Origin of the sequence: [Mycobacterium] manitobense (assembly GCF_025821665.1) — a bacterium.
GTDB classification, from domain to species: domain Bacteria; phylum Actinomycetota; class Actinomycetes; order Mycobacteriales; family Mycobacteriaceae; genus Mycobacterium; species Mycobacterium arseniciresistens.
Window position 1 is genome coordinate 1 of sequence record NZ_JACKSJ010000221.1, and the last position, 21,358, is coordinate 21,358.

Here is a 21,358-nt window from a genome sequence, read left to right on the forward strand (position 1 = left end):
GACGGGTCTGGCGGATGCGGCGCGAGCGGCCGCGCGGACCGCGGCGGGAGGCATCGACCCGGCATCGGCCCCGGCGTGCACCTACACCGCGGCGGCCGTGGTGCCCGCGGCGCCGGACACGGTGCACATCACCGTCGCCAACGTCGGTGACAGCAGGGTCTATTGGCTGCCCGACCCACCCGGACGGGCGTTGCAGCTCACGGTCGACGACTCCGTGGCCCAGGAACTCATCGGCGCCGGGCTGTCGGCCCAGTCCACGGCAGTGCGGGCGGGAGCGCACACGCTGACCCGATGGCTCGGCGCCGATGCGGAAACCGACGCCGAGCCGTGGACGGATACGAGTGTGCGCACCATCGCCGTCACGGGCGCAGGTCTTCTGGTCATCTGCACGGACGGTCTGTGGAACTACCTCCCCGAGCCCGGCGACATCGCACGGGTGTGCGTCGGCGGCGATGCGCACACAGTCGCGCGCAGGCTGGTCGACCACGCGCTGCAGGCAGGCGGACAGGACAACGTCACTGTCGCCGTGATACCCATCGGAGGCCGCCATGAGTCACGCTGACGGACAACATTTTTCGGTTCACGTCGACCACAATCCCTACCTCGCCGCGGGCGTCGGCAGGGTGGATGCGATCGTCAGTGTGGCGACCGAGGGCGACGCCGCTTCGACGCCGGCTCACAGCGACCGCGTCGAGGTGATCGTGATCGATTGTTCGTCATCGATGATGTCGCCTGCCGTCAAGTTCGACGCCGCCGTACGCGCCACCTCGGCGGCCGTCGACGAAATCGCCGACGGCACATACTTCTCCATCATCGCCGGCACCGGGAAAGCCTCACCGGTCTACCCCACCGACGGGATCCCGGTCCGGGCCGACCCGGCGGCCAGGGCCGGCGCGGTGCGTGCGCTCGCGGCGCTGCGGCCCGAAGGCGGGACCGCGATGGGCGCCTGGCTGGCACACGTCCGCGACGTCGTCGGACAGCACCCCGGAGCGCTCGCCCACGCGATCCTGCTCACCGACGGGAAGAACGAGCACGAGACACCAGAGCAGTTGGCTGACCAGATCGCCTTCAGCGAAGGCATGTTCACCTGCGACTGCCGTGGGCTGGGCACCGACTGGCGGGTCGACGAACTGCGGGCCATCTCGTCTGCGCTCCTCGGCACCGTGGACATCGTCGCCGATGCCGCCGACCTCGCCGACGACTTCGCGGCGATCATGCGGACCTCCATGGAGAAGTCGATTCCCGATCTGACACTGCGGTTGTGGACGCCGACAGGCGCACGCATCGAGTTCGTCAAACAGGTCGCCCCGACTGTCGAGGACCTCACGCACCGCCGCGTCGACGCCGGGGATCAGTGCGGCGAGTACCCGCTGGGATCCTGGGGGGCCGAGGAACGCGACTACCACATACAGGTGGTCGTCGAACCGTCCGCGGTCGGCCGAGAGAAGCTCGCCGCGCGGGTGAGCCTGGTGTCGGACAGCACGGTGCACAGCGAGGGCCTGGTGACGGCGATCTGGACCGCGGACACGGAGTTGTCGGCGCGGATGAGTCAGCGCGTCGCGCACTACACCGGGCAGGCGGAGCTGGCTCAGGCCGTTCAGGACGGCCTCAGCGCCCGCAGGAACGGCGACACCGCGACCGCGACCGCGAAGCTGAAGCGCGCCGTCGAGCTCGCCGAGCGATCGAACAACGACGGCACCGCCAGACTGCTCCGGGGCGTCCTCGACGTCGACGAACGCACCGGCACCGCCCGGCTGAGGCCCGAGGTCGCCGCGGCCGACGAGATGGCCCTCGACGCGCGCTCAACGAGGACTGCACGCATGCGGAGGGACGCCTGATGCCGACCTGCGACGAGGGGCACGACTCGGCCGCCGAGGACTACTGCGAGGTGTGCGGCAGTTCCATGAGGCCGTCTGCCGCCCACCATGCCTCGGAGATTCCGCCGGCGCTCTGCCCCGCTTGTCGCGCACCCGTCACCGGTCGCTTCTGCGAGGTCTGCGGGAACGACTCGGCACTCCAGCCGCCCGACGACGCGCCGGCTCAGGAGGGTGACGGCGCCGAGTGTCTAGCCGTGTGGACCGTCGTCATCGGCGCCGATCCCGACTTCTACGGGCGGGTCGTCGCCCGCGGCGGACCGGACACCGTCGAGTTCCCAGAGGTGTTTCCCGAGCGCCGGATCAGGTTGCGGCACAGCACCACACTGATCGGCCGCCGTCACCGGGAGCAGGGGGTGCAGCCCGGCATCGACCTCGGCATCCATCCCGTCGACCGCGGCGTCTCCACTCAGCACGCGGTGCTCCGCCTGAGCGCCACCGGCCTGACCGTCACCGACCTCGGATCGACCAACGGCACCAGCCTGAACGGAAGCGACGACTTCCTCGGCAACGGCGAGGAGACGCCGCTGACGGACGGCGACCGCATCCACGTCGGCGCGTGGACGACGATCACGATCGTGCGAGAGCCCGGCGAGGGCAGGAGAACCGGATGAGCCAAGAGGCTTTGAACCGTGAATTGCAGGACGCCCGGGAGCAGTCCGCGGCCAGTCGCGAGATCCTCGCAGCGCTCGGTCGGGACGTCGCCAACCCGGGCGCGGTGCTCGACACCGTCCTCGAATACGCCGCGCGGCTGTGCGGGGCGCGGGCCGCTCAGCTGTTCCTCCTCGACGGCGATGTGTTCCGCCTGTCCCGCGTCTCCGGGGAGACCCCCGAGGATTACCGCCGCTACCTCCTGGCACACCCGATCTCCAGGAATCGTTCCTCCACGGTCGGCCGGGCCGCCGAGGACCGGTGCACCCACCAGATCGCCGACGTACTGGGTGATGCCGACTATGGGCGACACGATCTGCAGCGCCTGACCGGCTTCCGCACCCTGCTCTCCACTCCGATGCTCCTGCAGGACGAGGTGGTCGGCGTGGTGTCCATGTGGCGCACGGATGTCGCGCCCTTCGACGAGCGGGAGCGCACACTGCTGGAGGAGTTCGCCGTACAGGCCGCGATCGTGCTGCGACAGGTCGACCTGATGCGGGCGCTGGAGGCGCGGGGCACAGAACTGTCCACCAAAGTCCAACAGCTGGAATCACTTCGGCAGGTCGACGAGGCGGTCGGCTCGAGCCTCGACCTGGACGAGGTGCTCAAACGGATCATCAGCAATGCGGTACGACTGACCAACCTCGGATTCGGCGACATCACCCTGAGAACCGACGGCGGATCGATCCTCGAGTACGACGGCGTGACGGACACCTTCCACGTGCGCGCGTTCGGTAGCAGCCGACGCCTGCTCGAGCAGTTGCGCGAGATCACCATCGACCGCGAATCCACGATCGTCGCTCGAACCGCGGACGCCCACACGCCCCTGGAGATCCCCGACCTCGAGCACGCCGAACTCGACCCCTTCCTGGACATCCTGTTCCGGGACGGGTGGCGCTCGCTTCTCGCGGTGCCGATGCGCGCCGGTGACCGGATGGTCGGCGTCCTGGTGATCCGGCGGCGGGGCACCGGCAGGTTCCCGCCGGATCTCATGGAGCTGCTCCAGACCTTCGCCAACCAGTCGGCGCTGGCCATCGTCAACGCCCGACTGTTCCGGGAGCTGGAGACCAAGACACGCGAGCTGGAGATCGCCAGCAACCACAAGTCCGAATTCCTGGCGAGCATGTCCCACGAACTCCGCACCCCGCTCAACGCGGTGATCGGATTCTCAGAAGTGTTGCTGGAGCGCATGTTCGGCGAGCTCAACGAACGCCAGGACGAGTACCTGCGCGACATCTGGAACTCCGGCCGGCACCTGCTCGAACTCCTCAACGAGATCTTGGACCTGTCAAAGGTGGAAGCCGGTCAGATGGTGCTCGAGCCGAGGACCTTCAGTGTGCACGGCGCACTGGACTACACGCTGCGGATGGTTCGTGAGCGCGCCGCCCTGCACGCGATCACGTTGTCGGTGCACGTGGCCGACGACGTCGACATGATCGAGGCCGACGAACTGCGGTTCCGGCAGGTGGTGCTCAACCTGCTGTCCAACGCCGTCAAGTTCACACCGGACGGGGGGGACGTGTCCGTCCGGGCGTTCCTGGACGGCACGGACCTGGTGATCACCGTCACCGACACCGGGATCGGGGTGGCGCCCGACGATCAGGAGCGCATCTTCGAATCGTTCCAGCAGGGCCGCCGGGGCGTCTCCAAGGAGGAGGGCACCGGCCTTGGCCTGACCCTGTCACGGCGCATCGTCGGACTGTTCGGCGGGCGGATGTGGTTGGAGAGCACCGTCGGCGTGGGAAGCACATTCGGCTTCACCGTCCCGGTCCAACCGGGCCGCGACGACGCCGACGCACCCGCCCCAACCGGCGAGCTACCCGTGGTCGTGCTGGTCGACGACGACCGGGCGTCACTGGACCTGATCACCGCCTACCTCGAGGGGTCACCGGTACGGGTACTGCGGGCATCCGACGGCGCGCAGGCCCTCGATCTGGTGCGCAGGGTGCTCCCGGCCGCGGTGGTGCTCGACCTCAGGCTGCCGGTGGTCGACGGCTGGCAGGTGCTCGCCGAACTCAAGGCAGACCGCGACACCGCGGGCATCCCGGTGGTGATCGCCTCCGTCGTCGACGACCGGATCCGCGGCATGACACTCGGTGCGCACGCGTACCTGCGGAAGCCGGTCAGCCGCGACGAGGTGGTGAATGCGCTTCGCAGCGTCGGCATACCGGCCGTCGCGGGAACAGGCGACGCACATCTGGCGACGGGGGCACCATGACCGACGATCCGGTGACTGTACTGGCAGTGGACGACCAACCGCAGAACCTGCGACTGCTCGACGCGGTCCTAACTCCCCGCGGATACCAGGTGCTGACCGCGCAGTCGGGCGGTGATGCGTTGACGCTGCTCGGAAGTCGCGACGTGGACCTCGTGCTGCTCGACGTCGTGATGCCCGAACTGGACGGCTACGAGGTCTGCCGCCGGATCCGGTCCGATCCGGCGACTGAGTTCCTCCCCGTGGTGATGATCACCGCGAGTGGGAGCGAACAGCGCCTGGCCGCATTGACCGCCGGCGCGGACGACTTCATCACCAAGCCGTTCGACCAGAGCGAGCTGCTGGCCCGCGTCGCGTCGCTGGCGCGCATCAAGCGGTATCACGACACCATCCGGCGCCAGGCCGACGAGTTGGCCCGGTGGAACGCCGAACTCGAGGCCAGGGTCGCCGAACAGGTCGGCGAGCTCGAGCGCACCAACCGGCTGCGACGCTTCCTCTCACCCCAGCTCACTGATCTCGTGATCAGCGACGAGCACCTGCTGGAAAGCCATCGCCGCGAGATCGTGGTGCTCTTCGCCGATCTGCGGAACTTCACCCCGTTCGCCGAGACGAGTGAACCCGAGGAGGTGATGGCCGTGCTGGCGGAGTATCACCGCGCGATGGGTGCGTCGGTGCATGCCCACGGAGGCACGCTCGAGCGGTTCACCGGGGACGGCATCATGGTCTTCTTCAACGATCCGGTGCCGTGCGATGACGCCGCATGGCGCGCGGTCCGGACGGCGATCGAGATCCGCGACGCCGTGCAGGAACTCGCGGCGCGGTGGCGTCGTCACGGCCACGACCTCGCGCTGGGCATCGGGATAGCCCAGGGCTTCGCGACGCTGGGCCGGATCGGCTTCGAAGGGCGTTTCGACTACGCGGCGATCGGCAGCGTCACCAATCTCGCTGCGCGCCTGTGCTCCGACGCCGGGCCGTGGCAGGTGCTGGTCACCGACCGGGTGCTCGCCGCCGTCGAGCAGACGTCGCGATCAGAGTTCGTGGGCGACGTCCAGCCCAAGGGATTCAGCCGATCGGTGCGAGTCCACAACATCAGCGCGATACAGGAGATGAGCCCATGACCCGATCAGTGACCGACAGCAGACCGCTGTCGCAGCTCGACGAGGACGAGCGCTACCGCACCTTCGACGCCCTCCAGACGTCCATGCCCTCGGTGTGGGAGTCGATGCGCGCCGGCTTCGCCGATGAATCGGTGGTGGTCGTCCCGTCGATCAGCATGGACGGCCCGACGGCCAGAAGCGGCACCGTCATGCAGGCCATGGAGGAACGGGCGCTGTTCCTGCTGCTGTTGCTGCGCCAACCGCGGCTGCGGATGATCTACGTGACATCCCAGCCGGTGTCCGAGTCGATCGTGGAGTACTACCTGGGCCTGCTGCCGGGCGTGATCCCCCGCCATGCCCGCGCGCGCCTGACGGTGGTCCCGGTCGGCGACGCCTCGCCAGAACCGCTCAGCTCGAAACTCCTCGCCCGGCCGCGGCTGCTGCGCGAGATCCGCGCGCTGATCCCGAATCCCGCCCGCTGCCACCTGATCCCGTACAACACCACGCCGCTGGAGCGGGATGTCGCGCTGAGCCTCGGCATCCCGATGTACGGTGCGGATCCCCGGCTCGCCGACCTCGGCACGAAATCCGGCTGCCGCAGGATGTTCGAGCAGCTCGGGGTGACGTGCCCGGTCGGAGCGGAAGACCTGCACACCCTCGACGACATCGTGGGCGGAGTGCAGCGCATGCGGGCCCGCAGGCCCTCGCTCACCCAGGCCATCGTCAAGCTCAACGACGGCGTCTCCGGTTCGGGCAACGCGCTCGTCGATCTGCGCGGGCTGCCTGCGCAGGGCTCACCGGACGAAGCGACGGCGATCACCGAACGCCTGCTCGGCATGCAGTTGGAGGCACCCAACCTCGCCCTTGACGTCTACCTGAAGGCTTTCGAGCAGTACGGCGGCATCGTCGAGGAGCGGATCACGGGCGTCGCGCTGACGAGCCCGAGCGTCCAGATGCGAGCGCTGCCGGACGGCACGGTGGAGTTGCTGTCCACCCATGACCAGCTGCTCGGCGGCGCCAGCGGCCAGAAGTACCTCGGCTGCGTCTTCCCCGCGGACCCCGGCTACGCCGGGCTCATCTCCCGGCCCGCGATGGTAATCGGCAGGCACCTGGCCCAGCTCGGGGTGCTCGGACGGTTCGCCGTGGACTTCGTGGTGGTGCAGGACGCGGACGGCGCCTGGACGCCGTACGCGATCGAGCTCAACCTGCGCAAGGGCGGCACCACCCATCCGTTCCTGACGCTGCAGTTCCTGACCGACGGTCACTACGACGGTGAACGCGGTGTCTATCTGACCCCGAGCGGCAGCTCGAAATACCTGGTGGCCACCGACCACTTCGAGGATGACAGCCTCCGGGCGCTCACGGTCAACGACCTCTTCGACATAGTGGTGAACCACGGTCTGCACTTCGATCAGTCACGGCGCACCGGTGTGGTGTTCCACATGATCAGCTGCCTGACCGAGTGCGGTCGCGTCGGGTTGACCGCCGTCGGGGACAACCCGGAGGACGCGCGACGCATCTACGAGGAGGCGCAGGCCGTGCTCCGCCGGGAGGCGGGGGCGGCTCTCGAGGAGTGGCCGGTGGGCACCGGCTAGCGGGCGGGTTAATCCGCTTCGGCGAGGCGGGTCTTCAGCGCGTCGAACTCGTCCTTGATGCCGGTGGGCAGCTTCTCGCCGACGAACTCGAACCACTCCTCGATCAGCGGCAGTTCCTTGCGCCACTCCTCGGGGTTCACGGCGAGCGCCTCGTCGACGTCGGCGGCGTCCACGTCGAGGCCCTCGAGGTCGAGGTCCTCGGCGGTGGGCACGATGCCGATCGGCGTGGTCTTGCCGTCGGCCTTGTGCTCGATGCGCTCGACGGCCCACTTCAGCACGCGGCTGTTCTCACCGAAGCCCGGCCACAGGAAGCGGCCGTTGTCGCCGCGGCGGAACCAGTTGACGAAGAACACCGCGGGCAGCTTGGACTCGTCGGCGTTCTTGCCGATGTCGATCCAGTGCTGGAAGTAGTCACCGACGTTGTAGCCCAGGAACGGCAGCATCGCCATCGGGTCGCGGCGCACGGTGCCGACCTTGCCCTCGGCGGCCGCGGTCTGCTCGGAACCCAGTGTGGCGCCGATGAACACGCCGTGCTGCCAGTCCCGGGCCTGGGTGATCAGCGGGACGGTGGTCTTGCGACGGCCGCCGAACAGGATGGCCGAGATCGGCACGCCCTGCGGGTCGTCCCACTCGGGGGCCAGCGTCGGGCACTGCGAGATCGGGGTGCAGTAGCGCGAGTTCGGGTGCGCCGCCTTGGTTTCCGTCTCACGCAGGACCCAGTCGTTGCCCTTCCAGTCGATCAGGTGGTCGGGCTCGCCCTCGAGGCCCTCCCACCACACGTCGCCGTCGTCGGTCTTGGCGACGTTGGTGAAGACGGTGTTGCCCTTGGCGATCGTCTTCATGGCGTTGGGGTTGGAGTCCCAGTTGGTGCCTGGCGCGACACCGAAGAACCCGAACTCGGGGTTGGTGGCGTAGAGCCGGCCGTCCTTGCCGAACCGCATCCACGCGATGTCGTCACCGACGGTCTCGGCGCGCCAGCCCGGGATGGTGGGCTGCAGCATCGCGAGGTTGGTCTTGCCGCACGCCGACGGGAACGCCGCGGCGATGTAGTAGGCCTTGTCCTCGGGCGAGATCAGCTTCAGGATCAGCATGTGCTCGGCGAGCCAGCCCTCGTCGCGGGCCATCGCCGACGCGATCCGCAGCGAGTAGCACTTCTTGCCCAGCAGGGCGTTGCCGCCGTAGCCGGAACCGAAGCTCCAGATCTCGCGGGTCTCGGGGAAGTGGGTGATGTACTTCGTGTCGTTGCACGGCCAGGGCACGTCCTGCTGGCCCGGCTCCAGCGGCGCGCCGATCGAGTGCAGCGCCTTGACGAAGAAGCCGTCCTCGCCGATCTTCTCCAGCGCCGCGGCGCCCATCCGGGTCATCGTGCGCATCGACACCACGACGTACTCGGAGTCGGTGATCTCCACACCGAGCTTGGGATCCTCGGAATCCAGGGGGCCCATGCAGAAGGGCACCACCCACATCGTGCGGCCGCGCATGGAGCCGCGGTACAGGTCGGTCATGATGCCGCGCATCTCGGCCGGGTCCATCCAGTTGTTCGTCGGGCCCGCGTCGATCTCGCGCTCCGAACAGATGTAGGTACGTGACTCGACACGGGCTACGTCGGAGGGATCGGACAGCGCTAGGTAGGCGTTGGGCTGCTTCTTGTCGTTGAGCTTCTGGAACGTGCCCGCCTCGACGAGCTGCGCGGCGAGGCGCTCGTACTCCTCCTGGGAACCGTCGGCGAATGCCACCCGGTCGGGCTGTGTGAGCTCGGCGATCTCCCGAACCCAGGCGAGCAGGCCCTGATGCTTGGTCGGTGCGGTGTCCAGACCCGGAATAGTCGCTGAGGTCATCTCTCGTCTCCTGCATCTTCTGCTGACGGGCGCTGCCGGACGCAGACCCCGACGCCGCCGAAACTACGAAATCAGTGGTGCTGCGGTCGTCCCTTGTAGTGAGGTTAACGTGGGTGACATACCCGGGGAAATTCTGGATCATGTCCGATCACTCACAGGAACGATTCAGAAAACTCCTCCCCGCCGGTTGACCGATTCAGTTCCCGGCCGAATCCTCCGACGACACCCGTTCGGCATCGGCCGACGGGCGGGAGCCGTTGGTCGCCGGCGCCGGGGCCGACCCGTAGAGCTCGGCGCTCACGGCGTCGAGCGCCCGTTGCAGCGGCGGCGTCCGTCGATCGCGCAGCGCCGCCGCCCTGGCCGTGGCCACCGCGTGTTCGCGCAGTTCGGCGTCGATCGTCGCGATCTGCTGCGCGGCGGTGGCCGTCTCCGCCTCGTCGCGGGCGGTCAGCTGCGAGGTCAGCGCCGCCTCCGCGGCCAGCACCCGGGTGGCGACCTGCTCTTCTACGGCCGACCGCAGGGTGGTGGTGACCTCGCCGACCCAGCGGTCGAGCACCGACCGGTCGTGCAGCAGTCCGCGGATCCCGACCACCCACACGGTCAGCAGCAGTCCGACCGCACCGCCCGCGACCACACCGGCGACGGTCAGACCCGGCGCGACGCCGGCGAACAACCGGCTGAAAGCCAGCGCCACCCCGAGCCCGAAGCCGGCGCCGAGCAGCATCATCAGCACGGTCTCCAGGCGTCGGTTCTTCAGCGGCGGGGCGGGGAAGTCCGGGATCCCCGGCGCGGCCGCCGTGGGCGGAGGCGACATCTTCAGCTCGGCCGCCACCCCGGCGAGGTGTTCGGTGATGCCCTCGTCGACCTCGGTGACGACGTCGGCGGCGCGGGTCCGCACCTCGTCCTCGAAGGCGGCGAGCCGGCGCCTGCCGAGTCCAGCGGCGTCCTCCTGCAGTTCGGCCCGCACCGAGGTGCACCGGTTGCGGGCGAAGTAGGCGAGCTGCACCTTGGCCTGCTGGACCTGGCTGCGCAGCGCGATACCCCGCTCGGACTTGGCCAGCCGACTGTCCCGGCGGATCTCGTCGCGGCGGGCGCGCAGGGCCGTCACCCGCGCCTCACGGTCGGCGCCCGCACCGTCGGCCTGGTAACGCCGGATCACCGCCTCCAGGCGACTCTCCCACGCCCGCAACCGGTTCCGCCGCTGCAGATCCGGGTCGGCGAGCCGCTGACGCAGCAGCCCGACCAGTTCGTCGAGCCGCGGGTCGCCGAGATCGGGTGCGGCCGCCACTCCCACCCACGGCATCTGCCGGTACCGGGCGGAGCGATCGGCGAGCAGGGTCCGATCGGCGGTCAGCACGTCGCGCCAGTTCCGGTGCGCATCGATCTTGGTCACCGCGCCCACCACCAGGTCGGTGTAGTTGGACGCGAGTTCGACCAGCGCGCAATCGGATTCGGTGAGCGGCGCGCTCGCCGACACGGCGAACACCACCGCCGCGGGCGCCTTGCCCGCAGGCAGGTCGTCGGACTCGACGAAGGTGTGCTCGGGCAGCTCCCGGCGCAGTTCGGCGACCAGGCTGCTGGTGCCTGCCAGCCACGGACCCGTCACCAGCACCACGTCGCTGCTCTCGACTCCCGGCGAACTCAGGCCCGGATCGATGGCCGCGACCACGGCGTCCGCGGCGGCGACCGGATCGGCCGTCACGGTGCGCCCCGGTCGATGTCGCCGCCGGGGCGGCTCTGGCCGATGTCGCCGCCGGGGCGGCTCTGGCCGATGTCGCCGCCGGGGCGGCTCTGGCCGATCTCGAGCAGCCGCATCGACCCGCGGCAGATGTCGGCGGCGCACTCTCGGTGCACGGCGCCCACCGGGCCACGGCCGTACCTGCGCCACTGCACCGCGCGGCGCAGGTGCGCGGCCCGGTCGTCGGCCGGGTCCACCGTCAGCCCGGCGGCCGAGACGACGTCGACCGCGGCAGCCATCACGGCGAGCACCGTATCGTCTGCGGCCAGGAAATCGGACAGCCGCTCGTCGCCGGAGCGCACGGCGAGCGCCTCCAGTTCGGCCAGCGCGGACCGCACCCGCCGGTAGCGCAGCGGCGCCGCCACCTGATCGATCGCCGCGAGCACCCCGTCGATGCCGCTGAGCCGGCGCAGCATGCCGGGCAGCGCTTCGCGGTCGGCGCCCCGCCCCAGAGCCAGCACCGCATGCGCGATCCCGAACCGGTCCAGGCGGGCCAACAACCGCTCGCGCACCGCACGCCCGAGACGGTGCCCGCAGTCCAGGAATGCGTCGGTCGACCGCAGGTCCGCCGGGTGGTGGACGAGCACGTCGAGCGCCGCGACCAGTTCGGCGTCGGGCGCGGCGCCGGCCAGCAACCCGATGAGCGGCACCGCAGGCACGCCGGTGCGGGCGCGACACTCGGCGGCGAGCACCTGCGCCCGCGCCACCGGCCCACCGCCGGCCGCACCGGACAGGTCGGCCTTATTCACCACGATCAGCACCGGAGCCCGGGCTGCGGCGACCACCGCCATGTCCTCCGGCTTGAGCGCCTCGGCGATCACCAGCACCGACAACTCGGCGCCGCTGCCGTCCACAACCGTCAGACCGGCGTCCCGCAGCGCGGCGGCCACCGTGCGCCTGCCCACCCCGGCACGGCCGAGCACCTCGACCGGCAACGGGGCGGTGAGCCGGGCGATGACATGCTCCACGGCCGGCCGGCGGTCACCGGCCCGTGCGGCGAAATCGGTCAGCGCGTCGGCGAAGATGGCGCGTCCTTCCGGTGGATTGCTGCGTGCGGGTGCTCACGCCGATCGTGGCACCTGCCGCGCCGCTTGGCGAACGCTTCGTCCCCAGGGCCCGTCCTGCGCCGACACACCAGCCGAAGGCAACTGTTGGGTATCAATATGCACCACGGAGCGGGTACCCGACTGTCGATGAGCGACCATGGACGGATGCAAGCGCGCAGGTCCGAGGTCGCGGGCTCCCCGGCCTCGCACGACACCGGCCGCGCCCCCGCCGCCCACCCCCATCCGCGGGTGACCAGCTTCCGCTCCCGGCGCTCCGCGCTCTCCGGCGGTCAGCAGGCCGCCTGGGACCGGCTCTGGCCGGAACTCGGCGCACAGGCCCGTGACGACGAGGGCCGGCCGGCGCCGCTGATCGACGCGCCGGCGTGGTTCGGCCGGTCCGCGCCGGTGGTGCTGGAGATCGGCTGCGGCACCGGCACCTCGACGCTGGCGATGGCGCAGGCCGAACCGCATCTCGACGTCGTGGCGGTGGAGGTCTACCGCCGCGGGCTGGCCCAGCTGTTGAGCGCGATCGACCGCGCCGACCCCCCGGTCACCAACCTCCGGCTGGTCCGCGGCGACGGTGTGGACGTGCTCGAGCACATGTTCGGCAGCGACTCGCTGACCGGGGTGCGGGTCTTCTTCCCCGACCCGTGGCCGAAGGCCCGGCACCACAAGCGCCGGCTGCTGCAGCCCGTGACGGTGGCCCTGATCGCCGACCGGCTACGGCCCGGCGGGGTGCTGCACGCCGCCACCGACCACGCCGGCTACGCCGAGCACATCGCCGCGGTCGGTGACGCCGAACCGCTGCTGCGCCGGGTGGATCCCGACGCCGAGCTGCCGATCTCCGCACAGCGGCCCGCCACCAAGTACGAGCAGAAGGCCCTCGCCGGACCCGATGTCACCGAACTGCTCTGGGAGAAGGCTTCGCGATGAGTCTCACCGAGGACATCCCGGTCGCCACCCCGCCCCCGCCCGCGGGCCCGCCTGCCGGCAGTCAGCGGGTGCTGCTGGTGTGGGACGCGCCGAACCTCGACATGGGCCTCGGCTCCATCCTCGGCGGGCGGCCCACCGCCGCGCACCGGCCGAGGTTCGACGCGCTGGGCCGGTGGCTGCTCGGGCGCACCGCCGAACTGTCCGCACAACTCGCCGACGGCGGCTCGGACGTCACCCTCGAACCCGAGGCCACCGTGTTCACCAACATCGCCCCGGGCAGCGCGGACGTGGTCCGGCCGTGGGTGGAGGCGCTGCGCAACGTCGGGTTCGCCGTGTTCGCCAAACCGAAGATCGACGACGACAGCGACGTCGATTCGGACATGCTCGCGCACATCGCACTCCGCCGAAGCGAGGGGCTGGCGTCGGTGATCGTCGCGTCGGCCGACGGGCAGGCGTTCCGGCAGCCGCTGGAGGACGTCGCCCGCGACGACATCCCGGTGCAGGTACTCGGATTCCGCGAACACGCGAGCTGGGCGCTGGCGTCCGACGCCCTGGAGTTCGTCGACCTCGAGGACATCCCGGGGGTGTTCCGCGAGCCGCTCCCGAGGATCGGCCTGGATTCGCTTCCCGACCAGGGCGCGTGGCTGCAGCCGTTCCGGCCGCTGTCGGCGCTGCTCACCTCCCGTGGGTGACGGCGGCGCCCGGGTGCCGCACTCCTCCGAACAGTCCCGACGTTAGGAGCTCGACGTGTTCGCCTGGTGGGGTCGAATCGTCTACCGGTTCCGGTACATCGTCATCGCCGTCATGGTCGCGATGTGCGCACTCGGCGGGGTGCTCAGCCTCGACCTGGGCAAGCACGTCACCCAGAGCGGCTTCTTCGACGAGGGCAGCGAGTCGGTGCGGGCCTCGGTGCTGGCCGACGAGGTGTACGGGCGCGACCGGACCAGTCACGTGGTGGGCATCATCTCCGCGCCGGACGGCCGCAAGGTCGACGATCCGCAGTGGTCCAAGGAGGTCACCGACCAGCTGAACGCGGTCAAGGCCGACCACCCCGACCAGTTCCTCGAGTGGTACGGCTACCTGCGCGGATTCCCGGCGGCGCTGGCGACGCCGGACAAGGACCGGGCGTTCGTCTACATCACCCTCAAGGGCGACAACGACGACGTCATCCTCAACAACTACAAGGCCATCGAGCCCGACCTGCAGCAGGTCGACGGCGGCAACATCAAACTGGCCGGCCTCAACCCGCTGGCCAACGAGTTGACGGGCACCATCGCCAAGGACCAGAAGCGCATGGAGATCATCGCGCTGCCACTGGTGGCCGTCGTGTTGTTCTTCGTCTTCGGCGGCGTCGTCGCGGCCAGCCTGCCGGTGATCATCGGCGGCCTGTCGATCATCGGCTCGCTCGGCATCCTGCGGGCGGTGATCTGGCTGACCGGCGAACCCATGCACTACTTCGCCCAGCCGGTGGTCACGCTGATCGGCCTCGGCATCGCGATCGACTACGGGCTGTTCGTGGTGAGCCGGTTCCGCGAGGAGATCGCCGAGGGCTACGACACCGAGACCGCCGTCCGGCGCACCGTGCAGACCGCGGGACGGACCGTGACGTTCTCCGCGGTGCTGATCGTCGCCTCCCTGGCCGGCCTGCTGCTGTTCCCGCAGGGCTTCCTCAAATCGCTGACATACGCAGGCATCGCGTCGGTGTCGCTGTCGGCGCTGCTGTCGATCACCGTGCTGCCCGCGGCGCTGGCCATCCTCGGCCGCAACGTCGACGCGCTCGGTGTGCGCACGCTGTACCGCATCCCGTTCCTGCGCGACAACCAGTTCACCAGCCGCATCATCGACTGGTTCGCCGAGCGGACCCAGAAGACCAAGACGCGTGCCGATGTGGAGAACGGCTTCTGGGGCCAACTCGTCAACCGGGTGATGAAACGGCCGGTGCTGTACTCGGTGCCCATCCTCGTCATCATGGTGCTGCTGATCGTCCCGCTCGGCCAGCTGGCGCTCGGCGGCATCAGCGAGAAGTACCTGCCGCCGGACAACCCCGTCCGCATGGCGCAGGAGGACTTCGACCGGACCTTCCCCGGCTACCGCACCGAGAAGCTGACGCTCGTCATCGAGAACGCCTCCCCCACCCAGGTCGACGAGATCAAGAGCGAGGCCGCACAGATCAGCGGCTTCACCGAGCCGCAGTGGAGTGAACGTCCGGTCTCGCCCGACGAGAGCGGCAACACCCCGCAGAAGACCGATCCCGACGTGACCGTGCTGCAGAACGGGCTCGAGGTCCGCAACGACGCCGCCAAGCGCCTCGACGAGCTGCGCGCGATCGAACCACCGCGGGGCGTGACGATCTCGGTGGGCGGTACGCCTGCGCTGGAACAGGATTCGATCCACAGCCTCTTCGACAAGCTGCCGATGATGCTGGTCATCCTGGTCTCGACCACCACCCTGCTGATGTTCCTGGCGTTCGGGTCGCTGGTGCTGCCGATCAAGGCCGCGGTGATGAGCGCGCTGACGCTTGGCTCCACGCTGGGCATCCTGACCTGGATCTTCGTCGAGGGGCACGGCTCCGGGGTGCTGAACTTCACCGCGACGCCGTTGACCGCGCCCGTCGTCGGCCTGATCATCGCGGTGATCTACGGGCTGTCCACCGACTACGAGGTGTTCCTGGTGTCCCGCATGGTCGAGGCACGGGCCCGCGGGCTGTCGACGTCCGAGGCGATCCGCGTCGGTACCGCGACCACCGGCAGGATCATCACCGCCGCGGCGCTGATCCTCGTCGTCGTCGGCGGCGCGTTCGTGTTCAGCGACCTGGTGATGTTGAAGTACCTGGCCGTCGGCCTGATCGCCGCGCTGCTGCTCGACGCCACCGTGATCCGGATGTTCCTGGTGCCGGCGATCATGAAGATGCTCGGCGATGACTGCTGGTGGGCGCCGCGCTGGATGAAGCGCATCCAGGAGCGCCTCGGCCTCGGCGAGATCGAGCTGCCCGACGAACGGAAACGCCCCGCCGCGCAGGAGGGGCGGGGCGCGCTCGTCGGCGCCGAGGTGGCCGCGCCGGCCCGCCCGCCGCGATCCCATGATCCGTTCCCGTCGCCCCGCCCCCGCGCCACGCCGAGACGCATTCCCCCGCGAGCGGCGGGCCAGCCGGCGACGCGGATCCCCGACCGCGAGGACACCCCCGAGCCCGAGCCGCCGACCACGCGCATCCCGGCCGCCGGGAACACCGTGCTCGATGCCGCGACGAGCGCGGTGAACGCCGCAGGCGACGCGACGAAGCGCACCGCGCGGCGCACTCCCCCGCCGCCGGTCGAAGACCGGGAGCTCGACGAGCCCACCACCGCGATCCCGACGCAACCCGAGGAGGATCCCGGGGTGCCGCAGGAGCCGGCCCCCTCCGCGGACGACGACCGGCGGCGCGGCCCAGGAATCAGCGCGCAGGATGTGCTCCGCCGCGAAGGCCGCCTGTGACCGATGATCGGCACCCGACGTGATCCGATTGTGACCACCGGTCTGCGGGGAGGATCGTCGCAGCACACGGCCCAGAAAGAGGCCCCGTTCCGGCCGCCCGGATTTCGCGAACATGCGAGCTGGGCGCTAGCGTCGGATACCTTGGAGTTCATCGACTTGGAGGGCACCCCTGTGTCCCCCGGGTGCCGCTACCGCGGATCGGACTCGATCGGCGACCCGGTCAGGGTGTGGCTGCAGCCGTCGGGGCCGCTGTCCGCGAAGCTGACCTCGCGTGTCTGACAACTCAATCGACCGCGGCGGGGTCGCCCCAGAGATGCTGTCAATGTAAGGAGCTCACGTGTTCGCCTGGTGGGGTCGAACGGTCTACCGATTCCGGTACATCGTCATCGGTGTCATGGTGGCCCTGTGCCTGGGTGGCGGGGTCTACGGCATCAGCCTTGGCCAGCATGTCACGCAGAGTGGCTTCTACGACGAGGGCAGCCAGTCGGTGCAGGCCTCGCTGCTCGGCGACGAGGTGTACGGCCGTGACCGCGCCAGCCACGTCGTCGCAATCCTGACGCCGCCCGACGGCAAGAAGGTCACCGACCCGCAGTGGCAGCGCGAGGTGGTCGGCGAGCTCGACACGTTCGTCACCGACCACCCCGACCAGGTGGTGAGCTGGGTCGGCTGGCTCAAGGCCCCCGACGCGGCCAGCGAGACCGTCCAGCAGATGAAGACCGAGGATCTGTCGAAGACCTTCGTCTCCATCCCGCTCAAGGGCGAGGACGACGACGCGATCCTGAAGAACTACCAGGCCGTCGAACCCGATCTCAAGGAGATCAACGGCGGCGACATCCAGCTGGCCGGCCTGCAGCCCCTGGCCAGCGAGCTGACCGGGACCATCGGCGAGGACCAGAAGCGCGCCGAGGTGGCGGCCATCCCGCTGGTCTGCGTGGTGCTGTTCTTCGTCTTCGGCGGTGTGATCGCCGCGGCACTGCCCGGCCTGATCGGTGGCCTCACCATCGCCGGTGCGCTCGGCGTCATGCGGCTGGCCGCCGAGTTCATCCCTGTGCACTTCTTCGCCCAGCCGGTGGTGACGCTCATGGGCCTGGGCATCGCCGTCGACTACGGCCTGTTCATGGTGAGCCGATTCCGGGAGGAACTCGCCGAGGGGTACGACACCGAGGCGGCCGTACGCCGCACTGTGATGACGTCCGGCCGCACCATCATGTTCTCCGCGGTGATCCTGGTGGCGTCGTCGGTGCCGCTGCTGCTGTTCCCGCAGGGCTTCCTCAAGTCGATCACCTACGCGATCATCGCCTCTGTCATGCTGGCGGCGATCCTGTCGATCACCGTGCTGGCCGCCGCGCTGGCCATCCTCGGCCCCAGAGTCGACGCCCTGGGCGTCAAGACGCTGATCAAGTTCGCCCTGCCCGATCCCATCGAGGCCGATCCCGCGAACCGCAAGACCAACACCTTCGCCATCGCGTCGATCCCGCTCGGGCTGCTGGTGCCGCCCGCGGGCATCGCGCTCGGCCACATCGCCCGCAAGCGCATCAAAGAGACCGGTGAACAGGGCGCCAACCTGGCGCTGATCGGCCTCGTCCTCGGCTACACCGCGCTCTACGGCGCGATGGCCTACGGCGTGATGGCGCTCAAGGACGGCGACGTCATCGGCAGCGCCGTCTACTGGATGCTGCTCGGCATCATCATCTTCCTGGTCGTCGTCACGTTCGGCCTGGCGCTGGCCCGCTACGTGCCGCTGGCGCGCACCCCCATCGTGTGGTGGCTGCACTGGCTGGCCGACAAGACGCAGAAGACCAAGACCCGCGCCGAGGTGGAGCAGGGCTTCTGGGGCAAGCTCGTCAACCGCGTGATGAAGCGTCCCGCCGCCTTCGCGGTGCCGATCATCATCGTGATGGTGCTGCTGATCATCCCGTTGGGTCAGCTGGCACTCGGCGGCATCAGCGAGAAGTACCTCCCGCCGGACAACTCGGTGCGCTCGGCCCAGGAGAATTTCGACCGCAGCTTCCCGGGCTTCCGCACCGAACCGCTGACGATGGTGCTCAAGAGCGACAACGGCGAGCCGATCACCGATCAGCAGCTGGCCGACATGCGCGCCAAGGCGATGACGATCAACGGCTTCATCGACGCCGACAACGACCCGTCGAAGATGTGGGCCGAACGCGCCGCCCAGGACACCGGGTCGAAGGACCCGTCGGTGCGGGTGATCCAGAACGGCCTGGAGAGCCGCAACGACGCCGCCAAGAAGATCGAGGAGTTGCGGGCACTGTCGCCACCTCGGGGGGTGACCGTGTACGTCGGCGGCACACCGGCATTGGAGCAGGACAGCATCCACAGCCTGTTCGACAAGCTGCCGCTGATGGTCGCCATCCTGATCATCACGACGACGATCCTGATGTTCCTGGCGTTCGGTTCGGTGGTGTTGCCGATCAAGGCCGCGGTGATGAGCGCGCTCACGCTCGGCTCCACGATGGGCGTGCTGACGTGGATGTTCGTCGAGGGCCACGGCTCGGGCCTGATGAACTACACGCCGCAGCCGCTGATGGCGCCGATGATCGGCCTGATCATCGCGGTGATCTGGGGCCTGTCGACCGACTACGAGGTGTTCCTGGTCTCCCGCATGGTGGAGGCGCGCGAACGCGGGCTGTCCACCGCCGAGGCCATCCGCATCGGCACGGCGACCACCGGGCGCCTGATCACCGGCGCCGCCCTGGTGCTGGCCGTCGTCGCGGGCGCGTTCGTGTTCTCCGACCTGGTGATGATGAAGTACCTGGCGTTCGGCCTGCTCATCGCGCTTCTGCTGGACGCGACGATCGTCCGGATGTTCCTGGTGCCCGCGATCATGAAGATGCTCGGCGACGACTGCTGGTGGGCCCCGCGCTGGATGAAACGCATCCAGGAGCGACTGGGCCTCGGCGAGACCGAACTGCCCGACGAACGCAAGCGGCCCAACGTCGGTGAACCGGGCGACGACCCGGAGGCACTCGTCGGCGCGGGCGCCCCGGTGTCCGCACCGCCGCGTCCGCCCCACGACCCGACCCATCCGGAGGTCCCTGTCCGGGCCGCACCGATGCGGGTGCCGCCGCGGGCCAGTGGACCGTCCGCCGCAGGCACCACCCGCATCCCGACGCGGGGCGCCGCGCCCGCCGCGCCGCACGAGGAACCGCCGACCACCCGGTTCTCGGCGGCCAAGAACGCCGTCCGCGGTGCGGTCGGCAACGCGCCCACCCAGCGGGTGCCGCGGGCAACACCGCCGGCACAGCAGCGCGAGGAGCGCGAGATCGAGTCATGGCTCGGCGAACTGCGCGGCCGTCCCGCCGGCGGTGCCGAGCCCGGCCAGCCCCCGCGTCCGCCGCAACCGTCGGCCGATCCGACACGGGCGATGCGTCCGGGCGGACCCCGCGTCGGCAACGGCACGCCGCGCACAGCGGACGAGGGCAACGAGCCGACCACGGCCATCCCGACCCCGCGCCAGCGGCAGCAGCCGAAGAATCCCGATGCCACCACTGCGATCCCGACTCCGCGGACGCAGGACCCGGCGAGCACCGAGAAGATCGACACCCGGGAGTCCGACGACGAGCAGCAGCGTCGCCGCGGCGGCGGGATGAGCGCGGCGGACCTGCTCCGGCGCGAGGGCCGGCTCTAGCCACTCGCGATCTCGGCGCGCAAACGTTCGCTGAGCGACGGTTCGCGCGCCGAGATCACTCGTCGTCGAGTGGCTGCGGTCCCACGTCGTCGGGTTCGGCGTCTATCCGCGGCCCGTCGTCCTCCTCCAGCGCCTCGGCCTCCGCCTCGGGATCGGACGCGACGAGCACGCGCACCGCGCTGTTGACGAACGCGATCGTCGGCACTGCGAGCAGCGCGCCGACGATGCCGGCCAGCACCGCGCCCCCCGCGATGGCCAACACCACCGCGAGCGGGTGGATCGACACCGCGCGGCCCATCACCAGCGGCTGCAGCACGTGCGCCTCCAGCTGCTGCACGGCGATGATCAGGCCGAGCGTGATGAGCGCGTACACGAAGCCCTTGGCCAGCAGGGCCACGATCACCGCGAGGAATCCGGTGATCACCGCGCCGATGAGCGGGACGAACGCGCCGAGGAACACCAGCGACGCCAGCGGCAGCGCCAGCGGGATGCCCATGATGGCCAGACCGGCGCCGATGCCCACCGCGTCGACCAGCGCGACCAGGAACGTGGCCCGGATGTAGCCGATCAGCGAGTGGAAGCCCGCCCGGCCGGCGTCGCGGACGCGTCCCCGGACGTCCTCGGGGAAGATCTGGGTGACGAAGCCGAAGATGTTCCGGCCGCCGTGCAGCAGGAAGATCAGCGTGAACAGCACCAGCAGCGCGCCGGTGAGGATCTCGGTGATGGTCCCCGCCGTCGACAGCGCGCCGGTGGTGAGCCGCTCCTGGTTGTCGCGCAGCGCCTCGATGGCCGCGTTGCCCGCGTTGTCGATCTGGTCGCGGCTCAGGTGCAGCGGCCCGTCGACCAGCCATCCGCGGACGCCGTCGATGCTTCGCGTCACCTCGGCCACCAGGGCGGGGGCGCCCTCGATGAACTGGCTCACGACGAACGTCAGCAGCCCGCCCACCACCGCGATCCCGCTGAGCATCACCAGCGCGACCCCGCCCCCGCGCGGGGCCCCGCGGCGGTCGAGGAAGTCGACGGCGGGCATCAGCAACGCGGCGATGATGGTGGCCAGCGCGACCGGCACGAAGATCACCTCGAGCCGTTTGACCAGCCACAGCAGCGCCAGGAGCGCGGCGAACAGGATGAGCAGTCGCCACGCCCAGGCGGCGGCCTTGCGGACGAACGGCGTGACCGCGCTGTCGGCGAGCGGATCGGCACCCAGACCTGCTGACATGCCGCGAGCGTAGCCGCCACCGGACCATCCGC

At 69.8% G+C, this 21,358-nt stretch carries 14 protein-coding genes and 1 pseudogene; 11 read left to right on the forward strand and 4 right to left on the reverse strand.

Annotation, left to right across the window (positions count from 1 at the left end; translation table 11 throughout):
* The 6 genes from H7I41_RS23970 to H7I41_RS23995 form a co-directional block, all read left to right on the forward strand.
* A partial coding sequence (locus H7I41_RS23970) for a PP2C family protein-serine/threonine phosphatase (protein ID WP_372503795.1) occupies positions 1-562 on the forward strand: 562 nt, incomplete at its 5' end.
* Positions 549-1,838: a VWA domain-containing protein gene (locus H7I41_RS23975; RefSeq protein ID WP_264015120.1), complete on the forward strand. Its 1,290-nt coding sequence runs from the start codon at positions 549-551 to the stop codon at positions 1,836-1,838. The genes H7I41_RS23970 and H7I41_RS23975, both read left to right, overlap by 14 nt.
* Positions 1,838-2,488 (forward strand): double zinc ribbon and FHA domain-containing protein, encoded by a 651-nt coding sequence (locus tag H7I41_RS23980; RefSeq protein WP_264015121.1) that lies wholly within the window; start codon positions 1,838-1,840, stop codon positions 2,486-2,488. The genes H7I41_RS23975 and H7I41_RS23980 overlap by 1 nt, the downstream gene beginning before the upstream one ends.
* Positions 2,485-4,743 carry an ATP-binding protein gene (locus H7I41_RS23985; protein ID WP_264015122.1) on the forward strand — a complete coding sequence of 753 codons (2,259 nt, stop codon included), beginning with the start codon at positions 2,485-2,487 and terminating at the stop codon, positions 4,741-4,743. Before H7I41_RS23980 ends, H7I41_RS23985 begins: the two co-directional genes overlap by 4 nt.
* The gene (locus H7I41_RS23990) at positions 4,740-5,858 is read left to right on the forward strand and encodes an adenylate/guanylate cyclase domain-containing protein (protein ID WP_264015123.1); all 1,119 of its coding nucleotides are present in this window, start codon (positions 4,740-4,742) and stop codon (positions 5,856-5,858) included. The genes H7I41_RS23985 and H7I41_RS23990 overlap by 4 nt, the downstream gene beginning before the upstream one ends.
* Positions 5,855-7,432, forward strand: coding sequence for a peptide ligase PGM1-related protein (locus H7I41_RS23995; RefSeq protein WP_264015124.1), 1,578 nt, complete (start codon positions 5,855-5,857; stop codon positions 7,430-7,432). Before H7I41_RS23990 ends, H7I41_RS23995 begins: the two co-directional genes overlap by 4 nt.
* 8 nt (positions 7,433-7,440) lie before the next feature.
* Here the strand turns inward: H7I41_RS23995 and H7I41_RS24000 are convergent, their stop codons facing one another.
* From H7I41_RS24000 to H7I41_RS24010, 3 genes are all read right to left on the reverse strand, one after another.
* A complete protein-coding gene (locus tag H7I41_RS24000; RefSeq protein ID WP_264015125.1) occupies positions 7,441-9,270 on the reverse strand; it encodes a phosphoenolpyruvate carboxykinase (GTP) in 1,830 nt (609 codons plus the stop codon).
* 196 nt (positions 9,271-9,466) lie between these two features.
* The gene (locus H7I41_RS24005) at positions 9,467-10,972 is read right to left on the reverse strand and encodes a hypothetical protein (RefSeq protein WP_264015126.1); all 1,506 of its coding nucleotides are present in this window, start codon (positions 10,970-10,972) and stop codon (positions 9,467-9,469) included.
* On the reverse strand, positions 10,969-11,976 hold the full coding sequence (locus tag H7I41_RS24010) for a hypothetical protein (RefSeq protein ID WP_264015127.1): 1,008 nt from the start codon (positions 11,974-11,976) through the stop codon (positions 10,969-10,971). The genes H7I41_RS24005 and H7I41_RS24010 overlap by 4 nt, the downstream gene beginning before the upstream one ends.
* A 225-nt stretch (positions 11,977-12,201) precedes the next feature.
* On the opposite strand from H7I41_RS24010, the gene trmB reads away from it, so the two are divergent.
* The 5 genes and pseudogenes from trmB (at position 12,202) to H7I41_RS24035 (ending at position 20,107) form a co-directional block, all read left to right on the forward strand.
* Positions 12,202-12,987, forward strand: a complete 786-nt coding sequence (gene trmB, locus H7I41_RS24015) for a tRNA (guanosine(46)-N7)-methyltransferase TrmB (RefSeq protein WP_264015128.1) — start codon at positions 12,202-12,204, stop codon at positions 12,985-12,987.
* On the forward strand, positions 12,984-13,679 hold the full coding sequence (locus H7I41_RS24020; RefSeq protein WP_264015129.1) for an NYN domain-containing protein: 696 nt from the start codon (positions 12,984-12,986) through the stop codon (positions 13,677-13,679). The genes trmB and H7I41_RS24020 overlap by 4 nt, the downstream gene beginning before the upstream one ends.
* A gap of 55 nt (positions 13,680-13,734) precedes the next feature.
* Entirely contained in the window at positions 13,735-16,458 is a 2,724-nt protein-coding gene (gene mmpL3 / locus H7I41_RS24025; RefSeq protein ID WP_264015130.1) for a trehalose monomycolate exporter MmpL3, read from the forward strand.
* A 93-nt stretch (positions 16,459-16,551) separates the two neighbouring features.
* Positions 16,552-16,737: pseudogene (locus H7I41_RS24030) on the forward strand (NYN domain-containing protein); the annotation flags it as partial.
* Between the two features lie 58 nt (positions 16,738-16,795).
* Positions 16,796-20,107 (forward strand): MMPL family transporter, encoded by a 3,312-nt coding sequence (locus tag H7I41_RS24035; protein ID WP_264015131.1) that lies wholly within the window; start codon positions 16,796-16,798, stop codon positions 20,105-20,107.
* Positions 20,108-20,162: 55 nt separating this feature from the next.
* Here the strand turns inward: H7I41_RS24035 and H7I41_RS24040 are convergent, their stop codons facing one another.
* Positions 20,163-21,326 carry an AI-2E family transporter gene (locus tag H7I41_RS24040; protein ID WP_264015132.1) on the reverse strand — a complete coding sequence of 388 codons (1,164 nt, stop codon included), beginning with the start codon at positions 21,324-21,326 and terminating at the stop codon, positions 20,163-20,165.
* Positions 21,327-21,358 lie beyond the last annotated feature (32 nt).